Origin of the sequence: Vibrio rumoiensis, assembly GCF_002218045.2 — a bacterium.
Taxonomy (GTDB): domain Bacteria; phylum Pseudomonadota; class Gammaproteobacteria; order Enterobacterales; family Vibrionaceae; genus Vibrio; species Vibrio rumoiensis.
In genome coordinates, this window is sequence record NZ_AP018686.1 from 438275 (window position 1) to 452479 (window position 14205).

At 41.0% G+C, this 14205-nt stretch carries 9 protein-coding genes; 1 reads left to right on the forward strand and 8 read right to left on the reverse strand.

Translation table 11 applies throughout. The annotated features are described in order from the left end of the window. Window positions 1-163 precede the first annotated feature (163 nt). The 8 genes from VRUMOI_RS14420 to VRUMOI_RS14455 all read right to left on the reverse strand — a co-directional run bounded on the left by VRUMOI_RS14420 (window position 164) and on the right by VRUMOI_RS14455 (window position 12151). Window positions 164-1189, reverse strand: coding sequence for an IS630 family transposase (locus VRUMOI_RS14420; protein WP_110410610.1), 1026 nt, complete (start codon window positions 1187-1189; stop codon window positions 164-166). 42 nt (window positions 1190-1231) lie between these two features. Then, window positions 1232-3337, reverse strand: coding sequence for a right-handed parallel beta-helix repeat-containing protein (locus tag VRUMOI_RS14425; RefSeq protein WP_089139619.1), 2106 nt, complete (start codon window positions 3335-3337; stop codon window positions 1232-1234). Between the two features lie 61 nt (window positions 3338-3398). Continuing rightward, window positions 3399-4115 carry an oligogalacturonate-specific porin KdgM family protein gene (locus VRUMOI_RS14430; RefSeq protein WP_089139618.1) on the reverse strand — a complete coding sequence of 239 codons (717 nt, stop codon included), beginning with the start codon at window positions 4113-4115 and terminating at the stop codon, window positions 3399-3401. Between the two features lie 236 nt (window positions 4116-4351). Further along, window positions 4352-5536: an oligogalacturonate lyase family protein gene (locus VRUMOI_RS14435; RefSeq protein ID WP_089139617.1), complete on the reverse strand. Its 1185-nt coding sequence runs from the start codon at window positions 5534-5536 to the stop codon at window positions 4352-4354. A gap of 49 nt (window positions 5537-5585) precedes the next feature. After that, window positions 5586-7583, reverse strand: a complete 1998-nt coding sequence (locus tag VRUMOI_RS14440; protein ID WP_089139616.1) for a heparinase II/III domain-containing protein — start codon at window positions 7581-7583, stop codon at window positions 5586-5588. A 45-nt stretch (window positions 7584-7628) separates the two neighbouring features. Then, window positions 7629-9038, reverse strand: coding sequence for a glucuronate isomerase (uxaC, locus tag VRUMOI_RS14445; RefSeq protein ID WP_089139615.1), 1410 nt, complete (start codon window positions 9036-9038; stop codon window positions 7629-7631). Between the two features lie 66 nt (window positions 9039-9104). Then, a complete protein-coding gene (locus VRUMOI_RS14450) occupies window positions 9105-10286 on the reverse strand; it encodes an alginate lyase family protein (RefSeq protein ID WP_089139614.1) in 1182 nt (393 codons plus the stop codon). A gap of 101 nt (window positions 10287-10387) precedes the next feature. Beyond that, complete coding sequence (locus VRUMOI_RS14455; protein WP_089139613.1) at window positions 10388-12151, reverse strand: sodium:solute symporter family protein; 1764 nt, start codon at window positions 12149-12151, stop codon at window positions 10388-10390. 276 nt (window positions 12152-12427) lie between these two features. Between VRUMOI_RS14455 and VRUMOI_RS14460 the strand changes: the two genes are divergently transcribed. Beyond that, on the forward strand, window positions 12428-14179 hold the full coding sequence (locus VRUMOI_RS14460) for a sodium:solute symporter family transporter (protein ID WP_089139612.1): 1752 nt from the start codon (window positions 12428-12430) through the stop codon (window positions 14177-14179). Window positions 14180-14205: the final 26 nt, after the last annotated feature.

The following is a 14205-nucleotide window of genomic DNA, read 5'->3' on the forward strand; positions in this document are numbered from 1 at the left end:
TTATTGTTATTTATCTAATAAGGCTTTCAACGCCAACGCTTCATCACGACCTGGCATTGGTTTTGATTCATCAATTTTGGCGGCTTGTTTTAGTTTTTCAAGTAGCTCTGGTTTGATGGTGTTGTCGTCGCTAAATTGCGTCTTGCCGTCTTTATATACCCAATCAACTTGAAGTTGCAGGTTTCAATACTTGAAAGTTATCATTAATTCGAGACATTAGTGAACTTGCAACTTCAGGTAAAGTCACATCAAAAAATGTATCGATGGCACCCTTAAAGGATGCCTTTGTGGGGAAATATACATTGTTTCTTGCATGTTCATGCATCACCTTCCACAGTCGCTCAATTGGGTTTAAATTGGGGCTGTAAGGAGGCAAATAATGAAGCTCAATATTCAGCATGGTTGCAAAGTCTTTGACTAACTGGCTACGGTGATAGCCTGCACCATCTAAAACAATGTGTACTTTTTGTTCTAATGGGTAATGTTCTTTCTTAAGTTTCCAAAGGAAACGAGCAATATTCTCACTGTTTACCGTGTCGTAATTTTCAACAACCGTGGCTGAAATATTATTTAAGTTTAAAGCACCAATGTAATTTAACCGAGTACGGCTACCCGTGGTTTCAATCACTTTATCTTCACCTTTACGGATCCAGCCGTAAGTGATTTTGGTCGCTTGGCTTGGATGCACAGCATCCATAAATAAGATAGGCTCGCCGCGTTGTTTCAGTTCACGATAATATTCAATGAAAGCGTGTTGAGCTTCAGGGTTAAACTTATGAGGAACACCTTTAGGTTGTTTGTAAGAAAAACCATTGTGATGTAGCCATTTGTTCATACCAGCAACCGTATAGGTGACCTGAAATTCAGACTGAACGTAATCAACAATTTGATGAGTATGAAAGTAAGTATTCTCAGCGAGGTGCTCAATAAGCGCCATTGTTTCCGCTGCATTGAGCTTACTCTGAGAACCGCCATTTTCTGGTGTGAGTTTTTCAGATTTCAAGTAATCATTGATATGACGAGTAACGGTAGTTTCATGAATTCGCAAAGCTTGCGAAATCATAGAATTTGACCAACCTTCAGACGCAAGCAAGACCGCTTTAATGCGGTCGCGCACTCGACCATCACGCGCAGAGTCATGCATTCGTTCGAGCTGTTTCTTCTTCTGGTTGGATAATTCTATTTTCATGTTTGTTAGCATGATCCTGTTAAAAGATAAAATCAAGCATCTTCAATGATCACGGGTATAGAAAGCATTGGCAACGGATTTTTCAAAGCTTACAGAATCATCGTACTTGCTGGTTTGGTAGAAACGTAGCGAAGTATTGTGAGTAAAGTTGCCTTGTTTGATTTCATCGGAATATGGGCTTAAACGGAATAGGTAGTTAAAGCGTTTATTATCGATAGAAACGTTGTTTTCTACTGTGAGAGAACCTGGATTAAAGTTATCGGTAAAGCCATCCATATTGTTAGCAAACGCTAAGCTGTTTTTGATTACATGATTCACAGGTAGGCCTTCGCCCCCGAGTTTGAAACCATTACCAATGGTGCCACCTGCGTTTGGATGATCAAGTGTTTGGCCATTTTTAAAGGCAATAGAATCAATAATCGTCACGACGCCGTTCGGGCCATCTTCCACTTTGTTAAATAGATCCCAACCATCATCGGCGTTGTGGTGAGAGATACAACGGATAAAGGTATTGCCATCCCCAACGCGCATTTTGGCGGCAAAGCCATCTGCATTGATGCGTGATTTATCCATGTTGTTGTAGCTTTCACTGTCCATTACTGTGTTGTAACTTGCCCATAATGCGCGGCCCACACCTTCTGGTGAGGTGATTTGGAAGCCTGTATCTGGTGCGCCATGAGTCAGCATGTGCTCAAAGGTGTTATGGCTACCATAAACGATAAATTGGCCGCCAGTGATTTCGATGTTTTTGTAGTGCCAGTAATGGGCGGAATGAATCACTTCACCCGTGAAACGAACGTTATCACCAAGTGCTATCAGTGATTTTTCTTTGCCTTCTACACCGCTCATGTCTGCTGAAATCGTTGTAGCAGGGTAGTCGCCATCTTCAAGGTAGATAGTGCCACCTGGCGCTAATAGTTGAAGTGCGGTTTCTAGGCTAGTGGGTTTGCTTTCGCTACCATCACCCGCTGCCGTTGCCGCAGGGCTCACGTAGATTTTTTCTGGGTTATCAATAACCGATTTGGTTACCGATAGCTTATGAACTTGTGGATTAAGATCCGGACCTTCCGTTGCAGTAAAGGTGATTTCAAAATTACTGGATGCTTTGTCAAGATCAGCTTGGTAGCGAAATAACTCACCCGCTTTAACTTGTTGACCTGAGACTAACTCTTCACCATCTTGAGTGACGGAGAACGTACCGGCGTAGTTAGCACGAGCTTGCACATAGTAGTCATCGGTCGCGGTATGAGCTGATGACGCATTTTCAAATACAAGCTTGTTAGGTGCTGCGTGGTATTTTGGGGCGTCTTTGGTATTGGCTTCTGAGAGTTTTAAATCGACATCTGACACTGAGATTTTTGCGTTACGTGAAGCAAAGAAACCAACATATTGAGTGTCTGGATCTTGGATTTCAACTAGGTTAGCCGGTGCGCCTTCAAGCGGAACGGTTTTGGTTGTCTTGCCATCATTAAAGCTCACTTCGAAAGTATTATCGGTACGTGTAACCGACATTTTATACGCTAGCGATTCACCAAATTTTACGCCTTTGAGATATTCATCGCGGGACATTTTATTGCCGCCAGTTCCCCAAGGGTGATATATCCCTTCACGGTAGTTACCGTTGATATTGGTTAATCCGTTAGCTTCACCTTTTTTATTGGCGCGGAATACGTTCATGACCATGTTAGAGGCGGCTGGGAACTCTTCCATACCTTGTGGCTGAGGGTTCATACGTGGCTTACCGATGATGTCACGAACCATTATCCCCGCACCTTCTTGGCGGTTTGGCGTGGCATCGGTCTCAGGGCCGAGTTGATCAAGGGTGACGGTCGCTGACAGTGTAAAGTTTACATCGGTTGGTAGTGCGGTGTAGTAATAGGTTACGCCTTCGTGCGAGTTTGCTAGCTTGCCACCTCGGCTTTCAATGTTGAAGTGTTTCTCAAGCTTACCTGAGCTGACTTTTTTACCATCCACGGTCACTTGGTTAGTTCCGACCTTTTCAGGCAAAATAGTGGAACCAAAATTTAAGTCAGTAGACTGGCCAAAAGTAATCGCATTCCACTCTAAGGCATTGACATCAGGCAGATCAGCAGAAGCAAAAGGGCTTAAGGTTAAAGCAATTAACCCAGTGAGGGTTTTCTGTTTCATTGTTATATCCTTATAGCAAAAAGAGTTTCCATTAATAGGAAACTCTTTTAGGGGAGAATTGTTAGAAGTTATATTTTAAGCCTGCACGGTAGCGAGGAACATATTCGTCTTTACCATCTTTTAAGGTATCCGTGTTCTGTGACACCATGCCGAATTCGATGAATGGTCTCCAACCACTTTCAAAACCTTTATATTCAGCGGTTAGGTTAACAAGGTTAAGGTAGTTATTATCACCATCGTAACCTGAGCTATCAGACTGCTCGAATTTATATTCGAAATCGATGCCCAATCCAAAATCACCAATGTTGTAACCACTAGTTAAGTTCAGCTGATTGTAGTGGCTGTTGTCTGTACTTGGTGCTGATACATTTTTATACCCATAGCGATAGCGTAGTGCGATATTCCAATCATCAGTTAGCTTTTGTGTGCCTTTAAAGTCCAGTTTGTGGGTTACGGCGCTAGAACTTGAATCTAAGGCATAAGCTGGTTGAAAGGTTAATGAATCCGTCGCTTTATAGTTGTAGCTGATTTTTGCTTCATGGCCGACGCTTTTGATTTCGCCAAAATTGACATCATCACCAGCATAACCCCATTTCATTTCACCACTGATCCCAATACCGTTTTCAAAAGTGTGCGCTAAAGTCATGCGATCACGGTGTCGAGAGGCCATATCGCCTTCTTCAGGGATAAATTCATGTCGTAAGTTGATGCTAGCAGCAGAAGCGCCTAGTGAAGTTAACGCGATTGCAACCATTGGTACTAATAGCAGTTTTTTCATGGTTATATTCCTTTTTGTAATATTTTTCATTTCCAACTTATAATAATGAAACGTTGTTCCTTTTTAAAAGAAATGATGGTTTGATTTGTGATCTTGATAACTTTGTCGGAATGATTTTGCTGAGTAATGTGAAGTAATTCACGTTGCTTTTTGGGGAGGGTTATAGGCTTAAAAAAATCCCAACCAACGGGGTATTGGTTAGGATTTTATGATTGTTAATGAAATGTTGTCAGATCTTATTGGGCCTGTAATTCTTCAGGTATTTCGGCAATATAAACGGCAGGAACACCTTCAAAATCACTGGTAAATAGTACCCCAGAGTCACCAGGAGTGAACGATGGGTGAGGGTGAGTAATTTGACGATCACCATCTAATACTTCCCAAGAAGTGCTGTGTTTAGCAAGACGTGCATAGCGCTTCTTCTGAGTGTTTAAAATATATAGGAATGGGTCATTTTCAATGTCATAACCTTCGCTATCCGCTACATCAACAGGCGCATCACTACCATCACCGACCATTAAAGAGCCATCATGGTTACTCATTAAATGAGAACATTGAGGCATTACCATGACTTCTTCGTTTTCCAGTGTTTCAGGATTGGCTTTGTAGATAACACGTTCCGTCTGGCCTTTGAAATAAGACACATAAGCCATGGCGCTACCATCTGGGATCCAGAATTCATGGGTGCAAGATTCGCCTTCAGCATGCTCTTTGATCTTACGAACGTTAGAACCATCTTCATTAACCAGCCACATACGAGCATCAACCAGATCGTGTGGCCCTTCATGGCAAAAACCAATGGTATTGTCATCAAATGGACGATAGATAGGGTGGCCAAGCCATGCGTCGTCTTGGTGAACTACATCTAGCTTACCTGTTTCAATATCGACTTTGATTAAGCGACACGTTGGATTAGTGTGGTAGAACTCAGCAAATTTTTCCCAAGAGGTAAGGGGCTTCCAGCAGCTTTTTTTGATTTCAATACCAACTAATTTAGTACAGTCAGAATTGGCTACCCAAGTGCCGTAGCCTTTCCATTCTTCATCTACGGTGTAAATGACTTTTTCTTCTAGAGTTTCAAGGTCAACTTTCATTAAGTTAAGCTCGTTTTTCACGTAGAAGAAGGATTTATCATCCGTTGAGATAAAACCACCAAAAGTGTTATCGCCTTTACCCTCAGTAAGCTGGGTCGCTTTTTGAGTTTTCAAATCAAGTAGGTAGTAGTTGCGATTTGCTTCACCGTTAACGACATCAAAATCGCCTGCGAAAAGCAGTTTACTGCCATCAGTGGTGAAGCATTTTTGATAAAAGTAGTTACGGTGACAAATGACGTTAGTTGGTGTTAAACGGGTGACTTTATTGTTGGTGTCGCTATCTACAAAGGTTTCGAATTGTAGATTGATAATTTGACCTTTAGCCATAATATTCTCCTAGGCATATACAAGGGTGCTATGCGAATTTATTTAAATGTTATGCAGCTGTGATAGTGTTTTTAGTGAAATCAATTTCAAAGCTTCTTGTGTTATCTAAGCTACGTACCGTGAATTGTAATACGGTCTCTTTCCAATGAATGTGTTCAAGTTGATATTGCCCATCAAGGTTATGAAGCGTGATATTACGAAGCTGAGTTTGTTGGCTACGCAATAACAAATAACTTAAGTCGCTTGTCGCAGGGTTATCAGGAGCTTGACCAATTAGGATGCTATCGCCACCAAGAGTGTAGATTTGTTGGTAATATTCAGAAGGTTGCTGAGTATTATAATAAAACGTGTTGATATCGTTAGTGGCATCAAGTTGCATGCAGTTCGACATTCTTTCTAGTGGCCCAGTTAAAGGATTGTTGATCTCAACAAAGTTTGAATCTGTTCGTAATATCCCTCGGGTGTGCCAGGTGAGGTCGAGCTGTTGATTATGAGGGTTGTGAACCTGATTAATTTCAATAGCAGCAGAACCGAGCCATAAAATACTGCGTCTAAAAGTAACGTCTTGGTAGGCTTGCTGATCCCATTGTACTAACGTATGGCTATCAACGGTCGCAGGTTGTTTACTCCAGTCGACTTGAGTATCTATAAAGCTAAAATCAGGCTTTTGGATAAAGCTAATCAGTTCTGGATTAGCCGGAGTTTGATTGGCTTGATTAACGACGAGTGTATTATGCGTTGCGCTATTTTTATAATAACCATAGTGTAACTCTGCTCCATAACCCGTAGTGCCCAAGTCTGGCAAAATCTCTTGGCCATTCTTTATTAAAATTAACCCTAAACGGTCATAATGATCATGCTCACCGCCATAAGGAGAGTGCTTTAATAACATCATATTATTAGAGTTTTGGTCTTGTAATAAGGTAATGCCAACTTCAGGAGCGTGAATAGATTGACAAGATAATTCAGGGCTATGAGGAAGCGTCTCGACACCATAAAGTAAGGCGTCAATATTATCACGAGGGACATTTTGATAAATTTGCTGTAAGGCTGAAGCAAAAATTTTATCGCCAAATTCACTATAAGCATATTCAAATAGGTGGCTATGATTAAGCTTCTCCTGGCCTGCAATGCAATCATTCAATTTAGGGAAATCACCATTATTCATGATGAGCTTCAATGGGAATGCCAACATAGTCCGAAACTTAGGGTGTGAGGCCATACTATAAGGAGTATCACGTGCCAGTTTTTGAAAGGCCATTAAAGCTTGTAAGGCGTAATAATGATAATGAATAGAACCCTCAAACCATAAACCTTCTCCGCGAACACCATACTCTAATTGATATTTAATACCGTATTCTGTATTTAATGCGAAATCGATATATTGATGATCATTTAAAATTAAACCAATCACACCAACAGTCGCGTTAATTTTCATTTCATGATTATGTAATTGCGGCGTTCTATGCTGCATAAGAAATTCTGCACCTTCGCGCAGTAGGCGAGTTTCAATAGTATGACGTTGTTCAGCAGTTAATTCATCTCGAATAAAATCATAGCCAAGAGCAAAGTCTAAATTGCAGTTTGCTTCGCAAAGTGTTTGGGCGTTTGCTTTTCCCTGTCCATTGTAAGGAATGCCGCCATGCTCTTGATAATCTGGATAATATTTGGCGTATTGAAGTAAGATGTCAGTGACCTTGGTGAGATACTTTTTATCTCCAGTAATTTGCCACAGTAAACCCAGTTGGTTACATGCTTTTGAATTAAGGCCATTTAAACCACGCCACCACGCGCCATCATAAGGTTCTCCGGTAAAAACTTTATGATCGACAGGGCAGCAATGTTCTGTGGGTTTATTACGATCCCAAATCAGTCTGACGCCATGCTCTGGACAAAAGTAATATAAATTCCACGTTGCTCGGCTGTCAGGTGGCACTAAGGTTTCAGAGTGTAAAACAACGGTATTCTCATCAATGAAATTATTGATGAATGGTTGAGTGGCGCGTTGACGGATGTTTTGAATTTGTTCTGAATTAAATTGCAGCATACTACTTACCTTTAGGCTTTTAATGTATTTAACAATGGCCAAAAATTAAAAATCAAAATATTGTTTAGCGTTGTGATAGCAAATATTGTCAATGGTTTGTTTTAACAGGGGTTGATGATTTGGGATCTCGCCTGAGATTGCCCATTTTGCTAATAAATCACACAACACGCGTCGAAAATACTCATGGCGAGATAACGACAAAGCACTTCTTGAGTCCGTGAGCATACCGATAAATCGACCTAAACTGCCTAAATTCGCTAAGGCGGTCATTTGTTGGATCATGCCGTGCTTATGGTCGTTAAACCACCAAGCGGCACCCAGTTGTATTTTTCCTGCGGCTGAATCGGAATCTTGAAAAGCACCAATTAAACTGGCTAGTGGCCAAGTATCTTTCGGGTTTAAATTATATAGAACGGTTTTTGGTAATTGATTGGTGTTATCTAAGCGGCTCAAGCGTTCGGCTAAGGCTCTTGTTACTTGACTGTCGTGCATGATGCTAAAGCCGGTACCAACTCCAACCGTAGTTAGGCGTCGTTTATTGACGTTCGGCATGACGCCAAGGTGAACTTGCATCGCCCAATTACGCTGGTGGTACTGCTCAGCCAAGTAATGAAAAATATCAGCACTAAGCTGCTGTTGCTGAGTAAGTGTTAAGTCTTGCTCTTTTAATATCAACTCGAATAAATGTTCAGTGCGATGAGAGGGCTGTTCAATAGCATCTAATTGATTGATACCAACATCCGATAAACGACAACCATGGGCATGAAAAAACTCAATGCGTTGTTTTAATGCGTGTTGAAAACTATGCCAGTCGTTGATTGGAGTCTTGGTGATTTCGGCCAGTTTATTAATCGTTAAGTTAAATTGCAGTGGGTTTTGTGTATTAATTAAACCATCAGCACGGAAAGTGGGTAATACTTTTACTGGAAATTGTTCTTCAGCCAGTAAACGGTGAAATTGTAAATCGCTTAATGGATCATCGGTTGTACATAGGGCATCCACTTTATTTTGTATTAGGATCTGGCGTGCAGACAATTCACCACTTTTTAGTTTTTGATTACAGTGCTGCCAAATAGTTTGGCAATTTTCAGGGCAAAGTAATTGATCAAGTTGAAAAAATCGTTTTAATTCTAAGTGACACCATTGATACAAAGGGCTACCGATTAAAAAAGGCATGGCTTCACACCATTGACTAAATTTCTCATATTCACTGGCGTCACCAGTAATAAAATATTCATCAATTCCAACACTTCTCATCGCTCTCCAGAGGTAATGGTCGCTACTGAGCCAAGCCTCTGTTATCGATGAATAACTGCGGTCATAGTAAATGTCCCTGGCTTCTAAATGCGTATGGAAATCGATAATAGGTAAATGTGATGCGTAGCTTTGATAGAGCTGTTGAGCCAATGGGCTTTCCAGTAAAAAAGTGTCTGAAATGTAACCTGGATTTGTCATTGGGGATTCCAAAAATAAATTGTTGCGAGCGGTTAGGCCCGCAACAAGTTGGTTGAGGAGAAGAGATTAAAAGAGTAGCGTTTCTACTTTTGCAGCTGTTTTTTTATTCTCTTGAAGTGATTTTAAAGCTTTAGAAAATACTTCATCTCCATAAGCTTTGTTTGCATTGAGCATCGTGGTGTATGCTTTTGAAGCATCAAAACCTTTTAACTCTTTGTATGGCCAAGCGTCAGGTTGTGTAACGTGTTCAGCAATAAAACGGTAGCCATTTTTTAACGAGTGCTTATCGATCTCATAATTCCAAACATCAACACCTACTAGATCACCATAGTGGCCAAGCAGGTTATAAGCTTCTAGGTTGAAGTTTGAGTAGTGCCAAGGTTGGGTTCTTTCTAGTTCAGCGTGTTGTTTGCCTTCAATATCAAACTGAGAGCCAATGCGGCGCATTTGTGTGATACGTAAGCGCTGTTTGGCTGTGTCTATATCGTTGGTGAAAATTGAGAAAGCAACAACTTGAGCATCAAACCAAGTACCGTGGTTGTTATGCCAGTTATCTTCTTCAAAACCGTTGTTACTGGTTAATAACCAATCTTTAAAATCGGCAAACCATTTAACAATCGATTTGTACTCATCTGCACTTAATGTTGGTTTGATCAGTTCAACGCTATCCATTACCCCAATGAGTAGGCGGCTATCAATAATACCAATGCCTCGACCGTCCACAATACCAGGAATGGCTTGTGCGTAATCCATGTTTGGATTCATTCGGGTTTTAGGGTCAATAAACCAAGCGTTTAATTGTTGTTTCGCTTTTTCTGCATATTTTGCATCATCAGTAAAGTAGTAAGCTAATCCAAGCTCTTTAACATCGTGTGCAAACGTAATCATGCGCTGTTTATCAGTTGCTGCTGTTTTGGTGTCCATATTATATTCACCATCACGGCGAACATAAGGCAATCCATCTTTAGTATCTGGATTTGGCCACCAGTATGGGCCAAAACTAAAGTAGTCATGAGCATTACCGCTGGCAGGCATTAATGTTTTGTTGGTAACAGGGTCAATAGACGATTTTAATGCTTTATTGGCTTCTTTTAGTAATGTTTGAAGGGCAGGGCTTTGTTTATCGATGGTTTCTTTATTGTGGCTAATGGCCGTTCCATCGTAAGTGATGAAGCGAATATCATCCGCTAACGCATGGAATGAGATGGCAGAGCTTAAAAGGGTTAGTGCAATCGTTTTTTTATTCATAGTAGTGATACCAATTGTTTTGTTTTTAGGATTATTGGAGCAATGGCTACTAAACAAGTGTTTGTAGAATCTTGTTAGTAGCCAAGGTATACAATGAAGTTTTATTGAGAAGTTGAGGTTGTCGCTGTTGAGCTATCTTCTAAACCAGCACTCTTCTTCAAGGCGAAGCCTACGAGGAATATTGCAAGTGAACACCCTAGGAATAGCATACGACCCCACATTGGATTAGGAATCAGAATCATCATTAATAGACCAGCTGCCATAATCATCACTAGTGTACCTAGTTTATTACGTTGCATACGGTCTACGATATCTTGCCCTTCTCCAGCAATACATTCAGTTTCCACATCTTTAAAGAATTCATCTTGAGTTTCTTTAAATTGGTCTTCTTTATAGAGCAGCGTTGTTAAGCAGAAGAAACCAGCAGTGAAGATTAAGTGTGCTGCAATGGTAATCGTTGTACGGAATTCGGAAATTTCACGACCTGTTAGGTTTTCTAGACCAAACCATGCACCGACGACTTGAGGGGTGAACACATTGATAATTAAATATGAAATAAATGCACCGAATACAACCGTTGCCCAAGGAGCCCATTTTGGCGTTTTGCGAATGAAAATACCAAAACACAAAGGTACGAGGATAGGGCCTTGTAATAGTGTTGATACTTGCATCATAAGGTCAAACAAGCTTAATTCTTTCAGTGATGTGAAGAATTGAGCCATGAAAATAACCATTAAACCATTGACTACACAGGTGATTTGACCAGCACGTAATTGTTCACGGTCACCCGCCTTACCTTTACGGATAATCGTTGCGTAGAAGCTACGAACAAAAATACCAGAGTTGCGGTTTAGTGCTGAATCCATTGAAGACATGGTGGCAGCAAAAAGACCAGCCATTAATAGGCCTACTGTACCAAGTGGCATCGCTTCTCTAGCAAATACTAGATATACCGCATCACGAGCTTTTGCGCCCAGTGCAGGGTATTGCGCTGCTGCATCTGGGTACATAATTGCTGAAGCCCAAGGTGGGATAAACCAAATGATAGCACCAGCAAGCATCATTACACCGGCCATTAACGCCGCTTTACTTGCATTTTTAGAGTCTTTAGCGTTAAGGAAACGATATGAATCTTGCATGTTGTTGATACTTTGAAGCTGCTTAACCACAAAGAATAAGAAAGAGCAGACAATCAATAGTGGGTAATTCATATCAGGACCGACTAAGAAGCCTGATGGAAAGTTACTTACGATTTCGCCTGGGCCACCGACAGCCACTAATGCAACAATTGCACAAGCGATTGATACGATGGCAATCACGAGCGTTTGAATAAAGTCAGAAGCCACCACTCCCCATGCACCACTCAACAGAGAAATAGCAAGTACGGCTAAACCTGTGATCCAAATGGTTGTCATGATGTCGGCATTGAATACCGCAGATGCGAACACACTAAGACCATTTAGCCAAACACCACCATTAATGATGCTTAATGGAATAATAATCCAAGTAAAAAATTGTTCGTTGGTAGGGTTGAAGCGACGACGAATGGCTTCGGTCGGCGTATCAACTCGCATTTGGCGGAAGCGCTTAGCGAAGTATAAGTAAGCGACAACATAAGCAAGAATGTTACCGATGAAAACACCTAAAACTGCAAAGCCATCACTAAACGCTTTACCAGCGGCACCGGTGAAAGTCCATGCGGAGAATTGTGTCATAAAGGCCGTTGCACCAACCATCCACCACAGCATCTTACCGCCCCCACGGAAGTAGTCACTGGTACTATTGCTAGCCATTTTTTTAAATAGCAAGCTGATTATTACCATTAAGGCAAAGTAACCAGCTATTACGAGGTAATCATAATTCATAATAGTTATCATCCTGAAACGTTGTTTTAATTTTGATTATATATTAGGTATAATTTAATAATATTAATGTGATTAAAATCAAAACGGCGGTTCAATTATTTGGTTTTGATTAAAAAGTGTGACTTGGGCAGGGTTTTGCAAAGCACTTAAATTGGATATTCATAAAGTAAAGGAGCTACTCACACAAAAGCAGTGTTAATCGATATTGCTGCTGTGATTGAGTGAGAACGGATAATCATTTTTGCCACTTGATAAGGCATTAGGAAATAATTAAAAATGGGTGTTTTAGATAGCGTTATTGTTACAAGTTACTTTCTTTTTATTATTGTGGCCGCATTACTTTTTAAGCGTTTTTCTAAAACTTCTTCAGGTTTTATCCGAGGCGGTGGTGCGATGATGTGGTGGATGGCCGGAGCAACGGCCTTTATGACACAATTCTCCGCATGGACGTTCACCGGCGCGGCAGCGAAAGCCTATGAAGATGGTTTAGCGGTTTTGTTTCTATTTTGGGGGAATGCACTTGGCTTCTTTGTCGCTGCACTCTATTTTGCTGCGCGATATCGTAAGTTAAGAGTAGATACAGCGATGGAAGTCATCCGGCTTCGTTTTGGTAAAGCATCTGAACAAATCTACACATGGCTACAATTTCCTCTTACCACAATTGCTTCTGCGATTTGGTTGAATGGATTAGCGATTTTTGTTGCCGCAGTCTTTCACATTGATCTTTTTATTACCATCATTGGTGTTGGGATTCTGGTGACTTTTATTGCTATAAGTGGCGGCTCTTGGACGGTTTCTGCAACCAATGTGATCCAACTTATTTTACTTATGGCGATCACTTTGACCGTTGGAATTTATGCGCTTTTTTATGTCGGAGGCCCAGAAGCTTTAGTCAATCAGTCACCTGTTACGTCGATAATGGGAGACGGGGTCAGCTATTGGCAAATATTTGTATTGTGGGTTGTATTTATCATTAGTAAGCAGGTCATTAGTACCAACGATGCAATGTCTTGCTATCGTTTTCTCGTCACTGTAAATGAAAGGGAAGCGAAAAAGGCCGCTTTAATCGCTGGGATCTGTTTCATTGTCGGGCCGGTCATGTGGTTCATTCCTCCTTGGGTTGTCGCAACTATGCACGTGGATCTAGCGGCTTTCTACCCAAACCTTGGCAATAATGCGAATAATGCCTCATACCTGTTTTTTATTGAATATTACATGCCTAAAGGTGTTTTAGGGCTAGTGTTGGCCGCCATGATTGCTGCAACTATTTCACCAATGACAACGGCTCTTAACCGTAACGCGGGTATCTTTGTGCGCAATGTATATCAATCCGTTATTAATCCTAACGCGACAGAAATCCAACAAATGCGAGTAGGCAAACTATCCACTCTTGCCAATGGTGTTGTGTCTGTTTTAGCCGCGTTGTTATTTGCATCGATTAAAGAATATAGCTTTTTTGATCTTATGATGCTGTTTGGTGCCTTGCTTCAAATGCCTCTAGCGATTCCTTCTTTGCTTTCTATGGTGATAATAAAGACCCCAGATTGGTCTGCATGGGCAACCTTATTCGTCGGATTACTGGTTTCATGTTTTATGCAGTTTGGCTTTGATATTCATTGGCTACAACCTTGGTTTGGAAACACCCCTTTTACTCATCGAGAGCAAGTTGATTTAACGGTAGTCGCCATGTTGTTTGCACAAATTGTGTTTACTGGCGGATTTTTCATGTGTACTTCGTTATTTTATTCACCATTACAAGGACAAAGGAAGAAAGAAGTGGAAGGGTTAATTAACAACCTTAACTCACCCATTAATAAAGAAGAGGAAGCCTCTATTGATCGGCGTCAAGGGATATACTTGGGGCGTTTATCTCAAATATTAGGATCTGCAATTATTGTGGTGGGTTTGGCATTTGAGTCGGGCCTAGATATGCTCACATTTATTGTTATTGGTGGGCTTATATTGCTAGCGGGAACGCATCTATATCGCTCTGGAGTAAAGCCGATTCCCATGGTAATACCAAATTAAGCGACTTAAAAAAACAGGCCACCTCT

Coding starts and splice junctions, on each gene's coding strand:
- VRUMOI_RS14425 (WP_089139619.1), bottom strand. CDS start 3,337: ATGAAACAGAAAACCCTCACTGGGTTAATTGCTTTAACCTTAAGCCCT.
- VRUMOI_RS14440 (WP_089139616.1), bottom strand. CDS start 7,583: ATGCTGCAATTTAATTCAGAACAAATTCAAAACATCCGTCAACGCGCC.
- VRUMOI_RS14435 (WP_089139617.1), bottom strand. CDS start 5,536: ATGGCTAAAGGTCAAATTATCAATCTACAATTCGAAACCTTTGTAGAT.
- uxaC (WP_089139615.1), bottom strand. CDS start 9,038: ATGACAAATCCAGGTTACATTTCAGACACTTTTTTACTGGAAAGCCCA.
- VRUMOI_RS14450 (WP_089139614.1), bottom strand. CDS start 10,286: ATGAATAAAAAAACGATTGCACTAACCCTTTTAAGCTCTGCCATCTCA.
- VRUMOI_RS14455 (WP_089139613.1), bottom strand. CDS start 12,151: ATGAATTATGATTACCTCGTAATAGCTGGTTACTTTGCCTTAATGGTA.
- VRUMOI_RS14420 (WP_110410610.1), bottom strand. CDS start 1,189: ATGAAAATAGAATTATCCAACCAGAAGAAGAAACAGCTCGAACGAATG.
- VRUMOI_RS14430 (WP_089139618.1), bottom strand. CDS start 4,115: ATGAAAAAACTGCTATTAGTACCAATGGTTGCAATCGCGTTAACTTCA.
- VRUMOI_RS14460 (WP_089139612.1), top strand. CDS start 12,428: ATGGGTGTTTTAGATAGCGTTATTGTTACAAGTTACTTTCTTTTTATT.